General features: G+C 60.3%; 19 protein-coding genes. 9 read left to right on the top strand and 10 right to left on the bottom strand.

The features are described 5' to 3' along the window. Nucleotides 1-22: 22 nt before the first annotated feature. Nucleotides 23-1,033 (top strand): tRNA dihydrouridine(20/20a) synthase DusA, encoded by a 1,011-nt coding sequence (dusA, locus tag WIN67_RS10325; protein WP_339071151.1) that lies wholly within the window; start codon nucleotides 23-25, stop codon nucleotides 1,031-1,033. A gap of 178 nt (nucleotides 1,034-1,211) precedes the next feature. After that, complete coding sequence (tal, locus tag WIN67_RS10320) at nucleotides 1,212-2,138, top strand: transaldolase (protein WP_102863751.1); 927 nt, start codon at nucleotides 1,212-1,214, stop codon at nucleotides 2,136-2,138. 72 nt (nucleotides 2,139-2,210) lie between these two features. Here tal and rssC read toward each other — a convergent pair whose 3' ends face one another. Then, complete coding sequence (rssC, locus tag WIN67_RS10315) at nucleotides 2,211-2,693, bottom strand: anti-sigma factor antagonist RssC (RefSeq protein WP_102863752.1); 483 nt, start codon at nucleotides 2,691-2,693, stop codon at nucleotides 2,211-2,213. Then, on the bottom strand, nucleotides 2,693-3,874 hold the full coding sequence (gene rssB / locus WIN67_RS10310) for a two-component system response regulator RssB (RefSeq protein ID WP_102864100.1): 1,182 nt from the start codon (nucleotides 3,872-3,874) through the stop codon (nucleotides 2,693-2,695). The genes rssC and rssB overlap by 1 nt, the downstream gene beginning before the upstream one ends. A gap of 275 nt (nucleotides 3,875-4,149) precedes the next feature. On the opposite strand from rssB, the gene WIN67_RS10305 reads away from it, so the two are divergent. Further along, nucleotides 4,150-4,449 (top strand): PilZ domain-containing protein, encoded by a 300-nt coding sequence (locus tag WIN67_RS10305; protein WP_110652579.1) that lies wholly within the window; start codon nucleotides 4,150-4,152, stop codon nucleotides 4,447-4,449. A gap of 66 nt (nucleotides 4,450-4,515) precedes the next feature. Here WIN67_RS10305 and WIN67_RS10300 read toward each other — a convergent pair whose 3' ends face one another. Further along, complete coding sequence (locus tag WIN67_RS10300; RefSeq protein ID WP_339071150.1) at nucleotides 4,516-5,202, bottom strand: VacJ family lipoprotein; 687 nt, start codon at nucleotides 5,200-5,202, stop codon at nucleotides 4,516-4,518. A 204-nt stretch (nucleotides 5,203-5,406) separates the two neighbouring features. Between WIN67_RS10300 and WIN67_RS10295 the strand changes: the two genes are divergently transcribed. Further along, the gene (locus WIN67_RS10295; protein WP_102879032.1) at nucleotides 5,407-6,027 is read left to right on the top strand and encodes a phosphatase; all 621 of its coding nucleotides are present in this window, start codon (nucleotides 5,407-5,409) and stop codon (nucleotides 6,025-6,027) included. Between the two features lie 122 nt (nucleotides 6,028-6,149). Continuing rightward, nucleotides 6,150-6,413: a DUF4404 family protein gene (locus tag WIN67_RS10290; protein WP_102863756.1), complete on the top strand. Its 264-nt coding sequence runs from the start codon at nucleotides 6,150-6,152 to the stop codon at nucleotides 6,411-6,413. Nucleotides 6,414-6,473: 60 nt separating this feature from the next. Here WIN67_RS10290 and queF read toward each other — a convergent pair whose 3' ends face one another. Further along, nucleotides 6,474-7,304, bottom strand: a complete 831-nt coding sequence (gene queF / locus WIN67_RS10285; protein ID WP_110596750.1) for an NADPH-dependent 7-cyano-7-deazaguanine reductase QueF — start codon at nucleotides 7,302-7,304, stop codon at nucleotides 6,474-6,476. Nucleotides 7,305-7,372: 68 nt separating this feature from the next. After that, nucleotides 7,373-7,924, bottom strand: coding sequence for a cupredoxin domain-containing protein (locus WIN67_RS10280; protein WP_110652577.1), 552 nt, complete (start codon nucleotides 7,922-7,924; stop codon nucleotides 7,373-7,375). Nucleotides 7,925-8,081: 157 nt separating this feature from the next. Here WIN67_RS10280 and WIN67_RS10275 point away from each other — a divergent pair, with 157 nt between their 5' ends. Next, nucleotides 8,082-8,762: a heavy metal response regulator transcription factor gene (locus WIN67_RS10275; protein ID WP_102879031.1), complete on the top strand. Its 681-nt coding sequence runs from the start codon at nucleotides 8,082-8,084 to the stop codon at nucleotides 8,760-8,762. After that, nucleotides 8,762-10,123, top strand: coding sequence for a heavy metal sensor histidine kinase (locus WIN67_RS10270; RefSeq protein ID WP_339071149.1), 1,362 nt, complete (start codon nucleotides 8,762-8,764; stop codon nucleotides 10,121-10,123). Before WIN67_RS10275 ends, WIN67_RS10270 begins: the two co-directional genes overlap by 1 nt. A gap of 70 nt (nucleotides 10,124-10,193) precedes the next feature. Here the strand turns inward: WIN67_RS10270 and WIN67_RS10265 are convergent, their stop codons facing one another. The 3 genes from WIN67_RS10265 to WIN67_RS10255 form a co-directional block, all read right to left on the bottom strand. Then, nucleotides 10,194-11,438: a lipoprotein-releasing ABC transporter permease subunit gene (locus WIN67_RS10265; RefSeq protein WP_102863761.1), complete on the bottom strand. Its 1,245-nt coding sequence runs from the start codon at nucleotides 11,436-11,438 to the stop codon at nucleotides 10,194-10,196. Between the two features lie 71 nt (nucleotides 11,439-11,509). Next, nucleotides 11,510-12,193: a lipoprotein-releasing ABC transporter ATP-binding protein LolD gene (gene lolD / locus WIN67_RS10260; RefSeq protein ID WP_162884123.1), complete on the bottom strand. Its 684-nt coding sequence runs from the start codon at nucleotides 12,191-12,193 to the stop codon at nucleotides 11,510-11,512. Nucleotides 12,194-12,200: 7 nt separating this feature from the next. Then, on the bottom strand, nucleotides 12,201-13,451 hold the full coding sequence (locus tag WIN67_RS10255; protein ID WP_102863763.1) for a lipoprotein-releasing ABC transporter permease subunit: 1,251 nt from the start codon (nucleotides 13,449-13,451) through the stop codon (nucleotides 12,201-12,203). Nucleotides 13,452-13,545: 94 nt separating this feature from the next. Here WIN67_RS10255 and WIN67_RS10250 point away from each other — a divergent pair, with 94 nt between their 5' ends. Then, the gene (locus tag WIN67_RS10250) at nucleotides 13,546-14,133 is read left to right on the top strand and encodes a PilZ domain-containing protein (protein ID WP_102879029.1); all 588 of its coding nucleotides are present in this window, start codon (nucleotides 13,546-13,548) and stop codon (nucleotides 14,131-14,133) included. Between the two features lie 50 nt (nucleotides 14,134-14,183). Further along, the gene (locus tag WIN67_RS10245) at nucleotides 14,184-14,906 is read left to right on the top strand and encodes a glycerophosphodiester phosphodiesterase (protein WP_016967735.1); all 723 of its coding nucleotides are present in this window, start codon (nucleotides 14,184-14,186) and stop codon (nucleotides 14,904-14,906) included. Nucleotides 14,907-14,948: 42 nt separating this feature from the next. Here the strand turns inward: WIN67_RS10245 and sthA are convergent, their stop codons facing one another. Both sthA and WIN67_RS10235 read right to left on the bottom strand, forming a co-directional pair. Then, nucleotides 14,949-16,343 (bottom strand): Si-specific NAD(P)(+) transhydrogenase, encoded by a 1,395-nt coding sequence (gene sthA / locus WIN67_RS10240; RefSeq protein ID WP_016967736.1) that lies wholly within the window; start codon nucleotides 16,341-16,343, stop codon nucleotides 14,949-14,951. Between the two features lie 201 nt (nucleotides 16,344-16,544). Next, nucleotides 16,545-17,522, bottom strand: coding sequence for an FAD:protein FMN transferase (locus WIN67_RS10235; protein WP_110652575.1), 978 nt, complete (start codon nucleotides 17,520-17,522; stop codon nucleotides 16,545-16,547). Between the last annotated feature and the right edge of the window lie 91 nt (nucleotides 17,523-17,613).

Genomic DNA, 17,613 nt, shown 5'->3' with positions numbered 1-17,613 from the left:
CGCCTTAAACACGTAGAGCAAAATGGTCCAGAATTCAGCTACAGCCCCAGTAAACTCAAGCCCTACGCTGTCTCGGCGGTTTAGCGTTGCACCTATGATGGATTGGACTGACCGTCACTGCCGATTCTTCCTGCGTCTACTGTCCAAACACACCCTGCTCTACACCGAGATGGTTACCACCGGTGCGTTGCTCAACGGTGATCATGAACGCTTCCTGCGCTATCACCAGTCCGAACATCCTCTGGCGCTGCAACTGGGCGGCAGTACTCCAGCGGATCTGGCGGCCTGCGCGCGCATGGCCCAGGAGCACGGTTATGACGAGGTCAACCTGAATGTCGGTTGCCCCAGCGATCGGGTGCAGAACAATATGATCGGCGCCTGCCTGATGGGGCATCCGGCGCTGGTGGCCGATTGCGTGAAGGCCATGCGCGATGCGGTGTCGATTCCGGTGACGGTCAAGCATCGAATCGGGATCAACGGTCGCGACAGTTATGCCGAACTGTGTGATTTCGTCGGCCAGGTCCAGGATGCCGGCTGCACCAGTTTTACCGTGCATGCGCGGATCGCGATTCTCGAAGGGCTCTCGCCCAAGGAGAACCGGGATATTCCACCACTGCGCTATGACGTGGCGGCACAGTTGAAAGCGGATTTCCCGCAGTTGGAAGTCATCCTTAACGGTGGAATCAAGACCCTGGAGGCCTGCCATGAACATCTGCAGACCTTTGATGGGGTGATGTTGGGTCGTGAGGCCTATCACAATCCCTATCTGCTGGCCGAGGTGGACCAACAGCTGTTCGGCAGCACCGCACCGGTCATTTCCCGGGCCGAGGCCCTGACACAACTGCGACCTTATATTGCCGAGCATCTGGCATGCGGTGGCGCGATGCACCACATCACTCGCCATGTGCTGGGACTGGGGACGGGCTTCCCTGGGGCTCGCAAATTTCGCCAGTTGTTGTCGGTGGATATTCACAAGACCAAGGACCCACTGGGCCTGCTGGATCAGGCCGGGCAACTGCTTGAAGGGCGTTAACCATCAGCCGGGTTGAACCTGATCTGGCTTTTGGTATCTCAATTACCTGAATCACGCCCCAGCATTCAAACACCTGTTTTCAGGCCGCCGCCCTTGGGGCCGTTGTAAGCCTTCCGCGCCCTTGAGCGCCTGACAGCGCTCGGGTAATGTCATCAGACCCATAGGACAGAGCACGCTCATGACTTCCAAGCTGGAACAACTGAAGAAAATCACTACCGTGGTAGCTGATACCGGCGACTTCGACGCTATCGCCCGGGTCAAGCCGGTGGATGCCACCACCAACCCTTCGCTGCTGCTCAAGGCTGCCGCCATTCCTGGCTATGCCGACCTGTTGAACGCTTGCGTCAGCGACTGCAAGGGTGATGTCGGTCTGGCCAGCGATCGCTTTGGCGTAGCTGTCGGCCAAGAGATTCTCAAGGTCATTCCCGGTCGTATTTCCACTGAAGTGGACGCCCGGCTGTCGTTCGACACTGACGCGATGCTCAAACGCGCCCATCGCCTGGTCGAACTTTATGAAAAGGCTGGCGTAGGACGCGATCGAGTGCTGATCAAAATCGCTTCCACCTGGGAAGGCATTCGTGCCGCCGAGAAGCTGGAGCGTGAAGGCATCCAGACCAACCTGACCCTGCTGTTTTCCTTCGCTCAGGCCGTGGCCTGCGCCGAGGCCGGAGTCTTCCTGATCTCGCCATTTGTGGGTCGGATCTACGATTGGTACAAAAAAGCCAACGGCAGCGACTACACCGGCGCCGATGATCCGGGCGTACAGTCGGTCACACGCATCTACAACTACTACAAGGCCAACGACTACAAGACCGTGGTCATGGGTGCCAGCTTCCGCAACCTGAACCAGATCGAGCAACTGGCCGGCTGTGACCGCCTTACCATCAGCCCAGACCTGATCGAGAAGCTGGCAGCCGACACTGGCCAGCTAGAGCGCAAGCTGAGCCCGGGCAAGACCGGCGAAGCCCGTCAGAGCCTGAACGAATCGCAGTTCCGCTGGGCCTCCAATGAAGACGCCATGGCCACTGAGAAACTGGCTGAAGGCATTCGTCAGTTTGCCCGTGACCAGGAAAAACTCGAAGCCCTGCTGGCTGCCAAGCTCTGATTGCTCAGTACCAACGCAAAAAGGGCGAACCCTCACAGGTTCGCCCTTTTTTATGCCGTGCGTTTCAGCGAATCAGTGACGCTCCAGAGCGTTCACCAGATCATGGAAGGCTTCGCGGTTGGAGTCGTTGAGCCCCATCAGAATCTTGTGAGCCTCCAGGACCTTAATCCGCACCACTTCTTCCGACTGGTCCTGGGAAGGCAAGTCGGCCAGGCATTCCGGGCAAGGAATCGGACGATCGACGATGTTGAACACCTGATCGAAGCCCATGGACTGCAACAGCCGGGTAATGTCTTCGTGGGTGGTGACGACGGTGGGCAATAGACCTACCTTCTGCCGCGATAGGATCGACAACTTGGCCAGCAGGCCCAGAGTAGTGCTGTCGATGCTGCGGGTTTCAGTGAGGTCGATCACGATCGCCGAGAAATTCAGCGCAGTGAAAATCCGCTCAATAGTCGCATCCAACGCCGAACACAGGGTCAGGCGCACTTCACCGATGAACTTCAGGACAAAAGTGCCGTCCTGCTCGGCGAACTGGATTCTACCGGTACTCATTAAAGGTTCCTGCTCAACACTAACAGGGCGATATCATCCGGCATCTCCCCTAGCGTGGCCAATCCAAAAACTTGCCGCAGGCCATCCAGGCTGCCGCCCGCAGCTCTCACCCGTTCAGGCAAGGCCGCTTCTTTTTCTTTGAGTGTAGGTTCGGGCAAAAGGTCCAGAATGCCATCGGACATCAGCGTCAAGCTGAACACTGGGGGCAGTTCCAGAATGTGGTCTTCATAGGTAGCCTCGTTGAACAGGCCTACCGGCAAACCACGCCCTTCCAGATAACGCACACTGTCTGGTGTGTACAACACCGGCAACGGCAAGTGCCCGCCAATGCTATAGGTCAACAAACCAGTCTCCTCGTCGATAACTCCACCGACCATCGTGACGTGTTTGCCCAGCTTACAACTGATCAGGCCACGGTTGATATGGCCCAGTACTTCCGAAGGCTTGAATTCCGGCAAGGTACCGTTGCGCTTGGATTCGAACAGCAGGCGCGTGGTCATGAACTTCAACAGCACGGTGACGAAGGCTGATGACGCACCATGGCCGGAAACATCAGCCAGGTAGAAGGCAACCCGACGCTCGTCGACGCGGAAGTAGTCGACGAAATCCCCCGACAGGTAGAGCGAAGGGATGATCTGGTGCGCGAAATTAAACTCATCGATCGACCAGGGACTGGTGGGCAGCATGTTCATCTGCACCTGGCGACCGGCGTTCTGATCTTCCTGAAGCAGATTGAGGCTGGCCTCGAGTTCGCGGTTGGCGGCTTCGAGCTTTTCTCGATAACGCTGGTTTTCCAGCAACAAGCGCGCTCGATCCAGGGCTCGACGCACTGAGTGCTCGAGCACGGCCAGATCTTCCAGAGGCTTGATCAGGTAGTCCGCCGCACCCAGGCGCAGCGCTTCAACCGCGTCGTTCATCACGCCCGCCCCCGAAACCACTATCACCGGGGTCTGCGGCGACAACTCGGTCACTTGACGGATAAGTTCGAGACCGCCCATCTGCGGCATGCGCAGATCGCAGATCACCAGATCGGGGTTGTCGCGCTGGAATACCTGAAGACCCTGCTGGCCGTTAGCAGCCTGCAGTACGCTGAAGCCACTGTCTTCCAAATAGGCCGCGAGACTCGCGCGTACTACTTCGTCGTCATCGATTATCAGCAGCGTGGCACTGGTTTTTTGCATGTGGGCAAACGGCGCCAGAATTAGGTTGGCGTAGGTGGCTTGGCCCAAGGCCTGGCGCACGCTACTGGATTCGCTTTCTAGCCACTCTGAAGTGGAGCCAGGACCTTCAGCCCTGCACGCCCGCTCATCAGAGGTGCCCTTCTAAGGCGCAGACGGTACTCCCATCCGCGGGGCGTTTCAAGCTCATGCCGATGGTCGCCTGACGTCTTTACACCGCAAATCACCGGGAGTTATAAAAACCGCTAAAACCGCAACTCAATCGCAGGATGGAACCCATGAATCAAAACCAGCGTGACTACAGTGAAAAGCGCGATTACATCCGTATGCGGGTGGATGCCGAGGTCACGCTGATCCACCAGGGACAGGTGATAGAAGCGGTCTGCATTGACCTTTCCAGCAGCGGCATGCAGGTCCAGGCACCCCGTTCATTTCAGGTCGGCGACCTACTGAGTGTGCGTATCGACTCGGAGCATGCAGCCCTCAGAGGCCTGGAAGCGGAGACCGAAGTGGTCTGGGTCAACTCACAGGAGGGTGGCAGCCAGAAACTTGGGCTTACAATCCTTAAGATGAAGTAAAACTTACTCCCATGAAAAAGGCGGCCTGATGGCCGCCTTTTCAGTTTCTGCAAGACCGTCGCCCGATCAGAAGTCGTCTTCGACCTGACCATCCTTGACCTTGAATTCACGATTCTGCAGATAGGCATTGCGCACAAAGGTGTAGCGATCACCGCGAATCAGCTTGTCCGCAGCCAGCAGGCTGGCACGAGTATCAACCACGTTCACGCCCATGGTGATGTTGCGCGCAGGGATGTCGTTCATGTAGCGATAAGGCAAGGTGTAGCTGTCCACATACTTGGCCGGCGCGTCACGCAGGGTGCTAGGGCCCAGCAACGGCAGCATCACGTAAGGACCGCTGCCCACGCCCCAATAGCCGAGAGTCTGGCCAAAGTCTTCGTCATTGCGCTGCAGACCCATCTGGGTACCGACGTCAAAGAAGCCCGCCAGCCCCAATGTGGTGTTCATCAGCAGGCGCGCAGTATCCACACCGGCGGCACGAGGCTTGGCCTGGAGGATGTCGTTGGCCAGGTTGCCGACGTCACCAAGGTTGCGGAACATGTTGTGGATACCGTCTTCCAAAAACTGCGGCGTCACGGCCTGGTAGCCTTGGGCCAGCGGCTTCAGGGCATAGGTATCAAGGGTATCGTTGAACATGAAGATGGGACGGTTGATGCTTTCCCACGGGTCCTCTTCGGCCGCCTGGGCGACCAGGGGAGCCAGCGTCACACCGGCACTCATACATAGCGGAACTAGATAACGGCTCCAGCGCATAGCAGGAAACTCCTTGGATTGTTCTCTCGTGGGGCTATGCCCTGAGGTTAGGTCGAGGAGTATAAAGCGGATAGGCCTGTTTAGGCAGCATCACTGCAAGCAGCCTGGAGGCATCAGTCAATCAATCCTGTTCGCATTCACCTCACTGTCACCTGCATGTCATCTTCCCCGGCTAGCCTCGAGAAGAATTTCAAGGACGTTGATATGCCCCACGCCGATGCCTTAGCCCAGACAGCAGCGCCATTGACCGCGGTGCTCTTCGGCCTCAGTGGCTGCCTGGTGGATTTCGGTGCGCGCACGCGCCTGCAAACCACCACGCGCCCTGGCCCGGAACAGGTCCGGACCACTCCAGGAGCTTTGGACACCTTGCGTCATCTGCAACAACTGGGCATTCCCTGCGCCTGGCTCGAGCAACTACCCTGCGCCAGCAGCAGCCACCTGGCCGCCGCCCTGCCCGACTGGATCAAACCCACCCCCGCCGCTCCCGCTCCCTGGCCCGCTCCCGACGCCTGCTGGCAGGCGCTGATGACCCTCAAGGTGTCCCGCCTCGAGGGTTGTGTACTGGTCAGCGGTGAACCGCAACTTCTGCAGTCAGGGCTCAACGCCGGACTCTGGACCATAGGCCTGGCCTCCTGCGGGTCCCTGTGCGGCCTGACACCAAGTGAATGGCAGGCTCTGAGCCAGCAGGAGCGCGAACTCAAGCGCGGCAAGGCCACCCTGCAACTCTTCGGTCTGGGGGTGCACTCGGTCATCGACCACCTGGGGGACCTGAACACCTGCCTGGCGGACATCGAACTGCGCCGGCTCAAAGGTGAAAAACCCTGACATAAGCCTGTTGATCAGGATCATGCACAGTGCCCGGGAGTGGATTACTCTAAGCCGTGGGCATGGACCTTTGCCTCAAACGCGCGGTCCATCCCTGTGCCTATCAATAAAGGGAGAACGCCATGCCTGCCCGCGAACTGCAAGAACAACTCGATACCCTGCGCGAGCAATTGGAGCAGAACCCACCGCTTTCGGAAGCCGAGCGCGCCAATCTGCAGGAACTGATGCAGCAGATCGAACTGCAACTCAAGCTGGAGACCAGCACCCACGACGCCAGCCTCGCCGACGGTGTCAACCTGGCAGTGGAACGCTTCGAACTGGAACATCCGGCCATCGCCGGAACCCTGCGCAATATCGTCCAGACCCTGGGCAACATCGGTATCTGATAGCGCCCGATAACACCGTCCCATAAAAACAAAGCCCCGCATCATTTGCGGGGCTTCTGCTTACTGGCGAACCAATCGCTGATTGGCGAACTCCGCCGTTTCGGTACTGCGGTACGGATTGATATCCAGCCCGCCGCGACGCACATAGCGAGCGTAGACGGTGAGTTTCTCGGGTTTGAGCAACCGCTGCAGATCAAGGAAAATCCGCTCCACGCATTGCTCATGGAAGTCCGAGTGCTGACGGAAACTCACCAGATAGGCCAGCAGGCTGGCGTGATCCAGCGCCGCGCCACGGTACTCCACCACGACACTGCCCCAGTCCGGCTGGCTGGTCACAGGGCAATTGGATTTGAGCAAGTGGCTGTGCACACTTTCCTCCACCACTTGCGAATCATCGCAACGCAGCAGCTCAGGTCGCGGATGCTCATAGCTGTCGACACTGATATCCAGCTCGTCGATGCAGATGCCTGGCAGTGCCACCACACCTTGCGCCTCGACCTCACCAAGGCTGCGAATACGCACCCCTACGGGCTTGCCTGCGGCGGCCGAGAGATCCTGACGCAAAGTCGCCTCAAGCGTCGCTCGATCAGCGAAGGGGGTCTGGTTCAACGAGTTGAGGTACAGCTTGAAAGACTTGGACTCGATGATGTTCGGCGAATCTGCAGGAATGCTGAATTCACCAATGGCCACCACCGGCTTGCCTGAAGGCAGCAGCCAGGACAATTCGAAGCAGTTCCAGAAATCCACTCCCTTATACGGCAGGGTATCGGCACTCAAGCCCAGCTCGGCCCATTTTGCTGCCCGGGGAATCGGGAACAGCAGGGATGGCGTGTAAGTGGAAACGTATTCACTGGACTTGCCCAGCGGCGAATGTTCGGCTGCGGGATGCATGGCGGAAACCTGACTGAAGAATCAGCCGATTCTACCAGCCTTTGCTCCCGCCTTTGAGCCCCGAACGCTTACGGGCTGACTGTCAGCTTGCCGACCATGCCGGCCTGGTAGTGCCCGGGAACATTGCAGGCGAACTCCAGGCTGCCGCTTTTGCTGAAAGTCCAGGTCAGGTCGGCCTGCTTGCCAGGCTCCACCAGCACACTGTTGGGATCGTCATGCTGCATGCCGTGATCCATGCCTGCCATGGAGCCGTGGCCCATGGCTGGGTGATCCATGGGTTTCATTGCGGTGGGCGTGAGCATCCCGCTTTGCTGCATCTTGAGCATTTCCTGCTGGTGCTCGGCATGCATCGCCGCGTTACCCAGGTTGAATTCGTGGAGCAGTTGCCCCTTGTTGATCAACACAAAACGCACAGTCTCGCCGGCCTTGATCTCCAGGACCTTGGGATTGAAAGACATATCGCCCATCACCACCTCGACCACCCGAGTGGCCTTGGCGGCCGCGGCCGGCTGGCCGAAGTCATAAGAGGCCGCCGGTGAAGCCCAGAGCGGTACGCTCAACAGCATCAGACAGCCTCCCAGGGCCGAGCGGCGTCGCAACAACAGGTTTTGCAGATTCATCGTCAGGCTCCAACAAGATCAGGATTGAGCATGTGGCAAACTCTAACGGCCCAGCGCTGCCAGCCAGCTGACGGCTAGATTACAACTTTGTCAGCTTGATCTGCCCTGCCCCTCGGCAAGGTATAAAGCCCGGGTTACACAAGCCACGAGTACCATCATGAAACTGTTGATCGTCGAAGACCAGCCGAAAACCGGCCAGTACCTGCGCCAAGGCTTGAGCGAAGCCGGCTTCAATGCCGAGCTGGTAGCGGATGGCAATACCGGCCAGCACCTGGCGCTGACCGGTGACTACGCCCTGTTGATTCTCGACGTGATGCTCCCGGGGCGCGATGGTTGGCAGATCCTCCAGGCCGTACGCAGCGCCGGCCTGGACATCCCTGTGTTGTTCCTCACCGCCAGGGACGCCGTAGAGGACCGAGTCCACGGCCTGGAACTGGGAGCCGACGACTATCTGGTCAAGCCCTTTGCCTTCTCCGAACTGCTGGCCCGGGTTCGCAGCCTGCTGCGCCGGGGTAGCGTGATGACCCAGGAAACCAGCCTGCAACTGGCTGACCTGCGCCTGGACCTGATCCGCCGCCGGGTAGAACGCAGCGGCCAGCGCATTGATCTGACCGCCAAGGAGTTCGCCTTGCTGGAAATGCTCCTGCGACGCCAGGGAGAAGTCCTGCCCAAATCGCTGATCGCCTCCCAGGTCTGGGACATGAACTTCGACAGCGACACCAACGTCATCGAAGTAGCAATCCGCCGCCTGCGCCTGAAAATCGATGACGAATACCCGAACAAGCTGATCCATACCGTACGCGGCATGGGGTATGTGCTCGAAGAGCGTCCGGCCTGATGCGCCGCCTGTCACTCAGCGCACGCCTGGCGCTGCTGTTCGCCGCCTGCACCGCCGTGGTTTCGCTATTTGCAGGGGTGCTGTTCAGTCGCGCCAGCGAAGCCCACTTCATCGAACTGGACCAGCAACTGCTGGACGGCAAGCTGATCGCCCTGCGCAGCGTCTTGCAGGATGTGACCGAGGCCCGAGATTTTGCCCGGTATCAGGCACGGCTGCAGGACGAGCTGAGCCATCAACCGGACCTGGCCCTGCGGATAATCGGCAGTGACGGCCGACTCTGGTTCGACAGTGCCCCCGCCCTGCCCGCCTCCTTGCCCAGCGAAGCCGGCCTGCACAATCTGAATCTGAACAGTGCTGCCTACCGGATCTACTCCGCGCCGCTCAAGCCAGGTCAAACCGACTCGCCACAGCTGGCCCTGCTGCTGAATATCACCCATCACCAGCACTTTCTGCAGCGCATGCAGCACCTGATCTGGTTCACAGTAGGGCTCTCGGCCCTGGCCACTGCCCTGCTTGGTGCCTGGGCCGCCCGCAGCGGCCTGCGCCCCTTGCGACGCATGAGCGCAGTGGCCGCAGGAGTCTCCGCCAGTTCCCTGACCCAGCGCCTGCCCCAGGAACAGATGCCCGTCGAACTGGCCGACCTGGCCAGCAGCTTCAACGCCATGCTCGGCCGCCTTGAGGAATCCTTCCAACGCCTTTCGGCCTTTTCCGCTGATATTGCCCACGAGTTGCGCACGCCCCTGTCGAACCTGCTGACCCACACCCAAGTCACCCTGACCCGCCCGAGAGCGATCGAGGACTACCGCGAAGCCCTGCACAGCAACCTCGAGGAACTGCAATGGATGGCGCAACTGGTCAACGACATGCTGTACCTGGCCAAGGCCGACCATGGGCTGCTGACCCCGAAATGCGAAGCACTGGAGCTGGCCGAGGAAACCGACATGCTGTTGGAGTTCTATGGCCCCCTGGCGGAAGACGCGAACGTCAGCCTGAGCCGTGAAGGCCATGCCGGCTTTATCGGCGATCGCAGCATGCTGCGCCGAGCGCTGTCCAACCTGCTGGACAATGCCCTGCGCTTCACACCTCCTGGAGGATCGGTCCAGGTACGGATCAGCGACAGCCTACAGGGCTTGAACCTGAGCATCGAAAACAGCGGAGAGGGTATCGCCAGGGAGGTACTGCCGCGGTTGTTCGACCGTTTCTACCGGGTAGATCCGGCGCGACGCGAGGGCAGCAGTGAACATGCAGGATTGGGACTGGCGATCACGCAGTCGATCATTCGCGCCCATGGCGGACAGATACGTTGCGAATCGGAAGCGGGCTGGACACGCTTCGTGATCGAGATGCCGAGCAAGCGTTGAGAGCCTGTTCACCGGCAAGCCGGCTCCTTCACCAATCAGGCAGGAGCCGGCTTGCCGGCGAGAGCGGATCTCAGGAATACCGCAAAGCGTGAGCCGGCTCGACCTTGGACGCGCGCCAGGCCGGATACACAGTGGCCAGGAAGCTGAGGATGAACCCAGCGCTACAAATCAGCGCCACATCCCCACCCTGCAGTTCGGAAGGCAGGTTGCTGACAAAGTACACATCCGAACTGAAAATCTGCTGGCCGCTGATCCGCTCCAGCCAGCCCACCAGTTCGCTCACGTTCAACGCCGCAATGACCCCTAGCACCCCACCGATCAGGGTGCCGACAATCCCGATCACCGTGCCCTGGACCATGAAGATCGCCATGATCTGCCGCGGCGTGGCGCCGATGGTGCGCAGGATTGCGATGTCCGCGCCCTTGTCGTTCACCACCATGATCAGGGTGGCGATGATGTTGAACGCCGCCACCGCGACGATCATCAGCAGCAACAGGCCGATCATGGTCTTTTCCATCTTCATTGCGCTGAACAGGCTGCCCTGGGTGTGGGTCCAGTCATCGGCGCGGAAGTCCGCACCCAGCCCCTTGGCGATATCCACCGCCACCTGTGGCGCGGCATACAGATCCTTGACCGCCAGGCGCACGCTCTGCACCTGATTGGGCTGCCAGCGCTGCATCTCTGCGGCGTCGGCCATATGGATCAGGCCCATGGAGCCATCCAGCTCGGCGCCCACCTTGAACACCCCCACCACGTTCAGGCGCTGCATACGCGGGGTGATACCCCCTGGCGCCGTACTCACTTCAGGCACGATCAGGGTCAGCTTGTCGCCGACATTCAAGCGGAAACGCCGGGCCGTGATCTCGCCGATCACCACGCCGAACTCGCCGGGTTTCAGGTCTTGCAGGCTGCCCTGGACAATATGCTGGGCAACGATGGACACCTTGCCCTCCTGCGCCGGATCGATGCCGCTGATCTGGATCGGCTGCATCGCCCCCTTGTAGGAGAGCATGCCTTCCATCTCGGTGAAGGGCACTGCAGCAGTGACTTCCGGATTCTTCAACGCCGCAGCGGCCACTGGCTGCCAATCATCAATGGGCTTGACCCCAACGATGGTGGCGTGGGGCACCATACCGAGGATGCGCGAGCTCATTTCCCGCTGGAAGCCGTTCATCACCGACAGCACCACGATCATCGCCAAAACGCCCAGGGCGAGGCCGATCATCGAGGTCATGGAAATGAACGAGACAAAACGATTGCGCCGCTTGGCGCGGGTGTAGCGCGTGCCGATAAAGATCGATAAGGGTCTGAACATGGGCAAGGCACCCTGGAAAAATTAATGACCCGGTGTCGACGGGCCAGCCGCCGACACCGCGTGCGGCCGCATCAGATGGCGACCAGGTGACCTTCTTGCAGGTGCAGTACGCGATCCATCTGCCGGGCCAGGTTCATATCGTGCGTCACCACCAGGAAGGCGGTACGCATCGAAGTGCTGAGTTCCAGCATCAGGTCCTGAATGCCCTGGGCCGTGTGCGAGTCGAGGTTGCCGGTGGGCTCATCGAGCATCACCAGCCCCGGCTGGTTCACCAGGGCCCGGGCGATGGCTACCCGCTGACGCTCACCGCCGGACAGTTCGGCCGGCTTGTGCTCCAGGCGATGACCCAGGCCAACCCGCTCCAGCAGCGCAGTAGCACGCTGACGGGCTTCAGGAATCGGTGTACGGCCGATCAGCAGCGGCATGCAGACGTTCTCCAGCGCGGTGAACTCCGGCAGCAGGTGGTGGAACTGGTAAACGAAGCCCAGGGCGCGATTACGCAATTGACCGCGAGCCTTCTCACCCAGCGCCGAGAGTTCTTCGCCGGCCAGCCAGACGCTGCCCTTGGAGGGCGTATCCAGGCCGCCCAGCAAGTTGAGCAAGGTACTCTTGCCGGAGCCCGACGTACCGACGATGGCCACTCGCTCCCCCGGATGCAGTTCCAGTTGCAGGCCGGACAGGACCACCACCGATTCCGGACCTTCCTCGTAGGACTTGCCCAGGTCACGGCAGCTCAGGATTGCTTTTTCACTCATGCCCAACTCACTCATAACGTAGCGCCTCCGCAGGCTGGGTGCGCGCCGCACGCCAGGCTGGATACAGGGTGGCGAGGAAACTCAGGACCAATGCCGCGCCGCAGACCATCAACACGTCCTCGGCCATCAGTTGCGACGGCAGGTAGTCGATGAAGTACACGTCGGCATTCAGGAATTTATGGCCGATCAGGCCTTCGAGGGCGGAGATCGCAGCACTGACATTCAAGGCTGCGAGCATCCCCAGCACCGCACCGATCAGGGTGCCGACCACACCGATCACCGTGCCCTGGACCATGAAGATCGCCATGATGGTGCCCGGCGTAGCGCCCAGGGTGCGCAGAATAGCGATGTCGCCCTTTTTGTCGTTCACCACCATCACCAGGGTCGAGATGATGTTGAACGCAGCCACCGCGACGATCAGCAGCAAGAGCAGGCCGATCATGGCTTTTTCCATGCGGATGGCCTGGTACAGGTTGCCATGAGTACGGGTCCAGTCACGGGCGTAGAAATGGTTCTCGCCCAACTGCTGGGCGATTTCCCAAGCGGTGCGCGGGGCCTGGAACAGGTCGTCGAACTTCAGCCGCAGGCCCTGGACCTGATCCGGCTTCCAGCGGTGCAAGCGGCCCAGGTCTTCCAGGTTGGTCAGGCCCAGGTAGCCGTCGATCTCGCCGGCGCCGACATGAAAGATGCCCACCACGGTAAAGCGCTTCATCCGCGGGAACATGCCAGCGGGGGTCACCGTGACTTCCGGGGCAACGAAGGTCAGCTTGTCCCCCAGGCCAACACCCAGCTTGGCGGCCGCCTTGTCGCCGATGACGATACCGAAGCTGCCGGGAGCCAGAGCATCCAGCTGCCCCTGCTGCATGAAGTGGTCGATGATCGACACCTGCCGCTCTTTGCCAGGATCTATGGCATTGAGCAGCACCTTCTGCACCTGGCCATTGTTGGTCAGCAGGCCCTGCATCTGGGTGAATGGCGCCACCGCCAGCACTTTCGGGTTCTGCTTGACCTTGTCGGCCAGGCTTTGCCAGTCGCTGATGGGTTCACCGGACTCGATGGTGGCGTGGGGCACCATGCCCAGCACGCGGGTGCGCATCTCATGATCGAAGCCGTTCATCACCGACAGCACCACGATCATCACGATCACGCCGAGGGCGAGTCCGATCATCGAGGTCAGGGAAATGAATGACACAAAATGATTGCGACGCTTTGCACGGGTGTAACGCGTGCCGATAAAAGCAAACAGAGGTCTGAACATGTCGGGGCTTGTGCAGAGGAAAAGAAGACGTCCTTGTGGCGGGGCCTGGTAAGCAGCTTTACACTCAGACCACTGCCTCTACCATGGGTTCGCCATGTCGACATTAGATGAAGAAGATCGCCGCGAATACTACCGTATCGAGGACACGATCGCACTGGAAATTAGCCCCTTGTCCGCCCACGACGCGGCGAGCAAGGAAGTGTTGCAGGATGAGTCTCCGCTGTTCAATTTGCTCAGCGAGCTGCACCTGAGCGAATTCGAATCCCAGCACCTGCTGCGTCAGGTCAACGAGCGCGATCGCACCCTGGCCAGCTACCTCAAGGCCATGAACAAGCGCATCGACCTGCTCAGCCAGGTGGTGGCGCAGACCGTGTTCGGCAAGTTCGGCGAGCCGCAGCGGGTCACCCTTTCCGAAGGCGGCATCGAGTTCAACCACCATCTGAGCTATCCCAGCGGCAGCCACCTGGCGGTGAAACTGCTGTTGATGCCGCAAGCCCTGGGCCTGCTGCTGCGAGCCCGGGTCATCCACTGTGAGCCACAGAGCTTCGGCACCTTCGAGATCGGCACCGAATTCGAAGCATTGACCGATGCCCAGCGCCAACTGCTGGCGCGCTACATCCTGCAAAAACAGGCTCAGCAACGCCGCATGGCCCGGGACCAGACAGACCCCGCCGCTGGTTGAGCCGCAAGCCTGACCCCCTCTTAAGGAACAACATCCGTGAAGGAGCAATTGTGACCCTGATCTATGGCCATCGCGGCGCTAAAGGCGAAGCACCGGAAAACACCCTGACCAGCTTTCAGGAATGTCTCAAGCACGGCGTGCGCCGCTGCGAGCTCGACCTGCACCTGTCCATGGACGGCGAGCTGATGGTGATTCACGACCCGACCCTCAAGCGCACCACTGACCGGCGCGGCAAGGTGGTGGAGCATTCCGCCGCCGAACTGGTGACCTACGACGCACGCAAAGGCGGCCCGGGCTGGGTCAGCCCCTGCCCTATTCCGCGCCTGGAAGAGCTGTTCGAGAAATGTGACTTCGAGCACTGGCAGCTGGAAGTCAAGAGCGCCTCACGCACCCGCGCCGCTACGACGGTGCTGGCGATTCGGGAAATGGCCCAACGCTTCGGCCTGCTGGACAAGGTCACCGTGACCTCAAGCTCGCGGGAAGTGCTGAAAGCCGCAGTCGAACTGACCCCGGACCTGTCTCGCGGACTGGTAGCCGAATACGCCTGGCTCGACCCATTGAAGGTCGCCCAGAGCTATGGCTGCGAGATTCTTGCGCTGAACTGGACCCTGTGCACCCCGGAGCGACTGCAAAGGGCGCAGCGTCAGGGCTTGCATGTGTCAGTGTGGACGGTCAACGAGCCCGCGCTGATGCGCAGGCTCGCCGACTTCGGCGTAGATAGCCTGATTACAGACTTTCCCGGTTTGGCCAGCGCCACCCTCGAGAATTACTGAAATCGGTCTCCCCGGCCGGCTCAGGCCACCGGCCGGAGCCGCTCAAAAAAGCCGGTTGAGGCCGTCGTACGCTGCTACCCGATAGGCTTCGGCCATGGTCGGGTAGTTGAAGGTGGTGTTGACGAAGTACTTCAGGGTGTTGTGCTCACCCGGCTGGCTCATGATCGCCTGACCAATGTGGACGATTTCCGAAGCCTGGTAACCGAAGCAATGCACGCCGAGGACCTCCAGGGTTTCCCGATGGAACAGGATCTTCAGCATGCCTTGCGGCTCGCCGGCGATCTGCGCACGGGCCATGCCCTTGAAGAACGCCTTGCCCACTTCGTAAGGCACCTTGGCCTGGGTCAGCTCCTGCTCGTTCTTGCCGATCGAGCTGATCTCCGGAATGGTGTAGATCCCGGTCGGTACATCGTTGACGAAGCGCCAGCTGCCGTTGTCGACAATGCTGCCGGCGGCGGAACGACCCTGGTCGTGGGCGGCACTGGCCAGACTCGGCCAGCCGATCACGTCACCGGCGCCGTAGATGTTCGGCACGCAGGTGCGGTAGTTCTCGTCGACTTCGATCTGGCCACGACTATTGACCTTGACCCCGATATTCTCCATGCCCAGCTTGTCGGTGTTGCCGGTACGGCCGTTGCACCAGAGCAAGGCGTCAGCCTTGATCTTCTTGCCGGATTTCAGGTGCAGGATCACCCCGTTGTCCACACCTTCAACGCGGTCGTATTCCTCGTTGTGGCGCACAGTGATGTTGTTGTTGCTGAAGTGGTAGCTCAAGGCCTGGGAAATCTCCGAGTCCAGGAAGCTCAGCAACTGGCCGCGGTTATCCACCAGTTCCACCAACACCCCAAGACCACTGAAGATCGAGGCGTACTCGCAGCCAATGACCCCGGCGCCGTAAACGATGAGTTTGCGTGGGGTGTGGCCGAGGCTGAGGATGGTGTCGCTATCGTAGATACGCGGGTGACTGAAATCGATGTCCGCCGGGCGATAAGGACGCGAACCGGTGGCGATGATGATGTGCTTGGCTACCAGTTTTTCCACCACGCCATTGGCGCAAACCACTTCCACGGTCTGCTCGTCGGCAAAACTGCCAGTGCCGAAGAACACATCCACCCGGTTGCGGGCGTAGTAGCCGGTGCGCGAGGCCACCTGCTTGGAAATCACCTTCTCGGCGCTCTTGAGCACGTCCGGAAAGGAAAACCAGCGCGGCTCGCCAATGGCCCGGAACATCGGATTGGTGTTGAACTGCATGATCTGCCGGACCGAGTGACGCAGGGCCTTGGACGGAATGGTACCCAGGTGGGTGCAGTTACCGCCGACCTGGCGACGGCTATCGACCATCGCCACTTTGCGTCCTGCTTTCGCGGCGTTCATTGCCGCACCTTCTCCAGCGGGGCCCGAGCCCAGCACCACTACGTCGTAGTTGTAGACAGCCATGCGTACTCCTCAGAACAGGCCGAGATGCCCTTCTGGCATCTCCGGCTAAATCATGCCGCGGCCAGCGACATGAAGGATCAATTTGGCTCGGTTACGAACCCGGGCACAGTCTATAGAAGCGTCAACGCCGCGCACATTAACCCTTGGTCGCGTCGTAGGCTACTTTTGCCTGCACTACAGCATTCGCAACAGCGTGCCTGGTTATTGTTTTGGTCCGGCCAACAGCGCATCGAACGCCGGATTGCTACGTGTGACGAAGCCTTTATCGGCACGCATCACAAAAAATGCGCCGATACGGTGTTTTTGCGCGTAGTCCCAGCCTGCTTCGGGACCAAGAATCAGTAACAGCGTAGAGAGGCCATCGGCCATGAGTGCCGAAGGATGAATCACGGTCACCGACGCCAGCCTGTGAGTGATGGGCTTGCCAAGCCTGGCATCGAAGGTATGGGAATAGCGCTGGCCGTCCTGCTCGAAGTAATTACGGTAGTCGCCAGACGTGGATACACCATAGCCGTCCAGTGCGATCACCCGCTGGGCCACCTGCTGGTCGTCCCGCGGTTCCTCCAGGGCGATACGCCAGGGCGCGCCGTCCGGTTTGCGGCCCACGGCCTTGAGCTCGCCAGTGACTTCAGCGAGAAAACTGTCGATCCCCAACTGCGCAAGCCGCGCGGCAATGCGATCCACTGCGTAACCGGCGGCAAGGCTGTTGAAGTCCACTTCCACCGGCGCATCCTTGCACAGCTCCTGGCCTTCGATATGCAAGTGCCCATGTCCGACCCGCTGCCGAACCTCGGCCAGGGCTGACGCGCTGGGAATTTTTTCCTCTCGCCCCTGAGGCCCAAAGCCCCAGAGGTCGAGCAGCGGCTCCACCGTCAGATCAAAGGCGCCGCCACTGTCCCGGGACAGCTGCTCGCCAACTCGCACCAAGTGCAGCACCGATTCAGGCATCGGTTGGCAGCTGTTGCCGGGCAAGGCGTTGAAACGCTCGATATCCGAGTCACTGCGGTAGGTGGACATCTGCCGATCAACCTCAGCCAGGATTTGCTCGACCTCGGCCTTGACCCGCGACTCATCCGGCACGCCGGTGCGCTGCACGTACTGAACGGAGTAAGTGCTGCCCATGGTCGGCCCGGAGACGCTGTGCAGGCGATCGCCACCACAGCCCGCCAACAGCGCCATCGCGCCCCACAATGCGTTCCACCACCATCGCCTTCCCGACAAGATTCCCCTCCAGATCAATTGCCCCAGAGGGCGAGCTGACAACGCGAAT

The organism is Pseudomonas idahonensis (assembly GCF_037903935.1).
GTDB lineage: Bacteria > Pseudomonadota > Gammaproteobacteria > Pseudomonadales > Pseudomonadaceae > Aquipseudomonas > Aquipseudomonas danubii.
The sequence above is the reverse complement of the archived record's forward strand: the minus strand, read 5'-3'. Positions and strand labels throughout refer to the sequence as shown.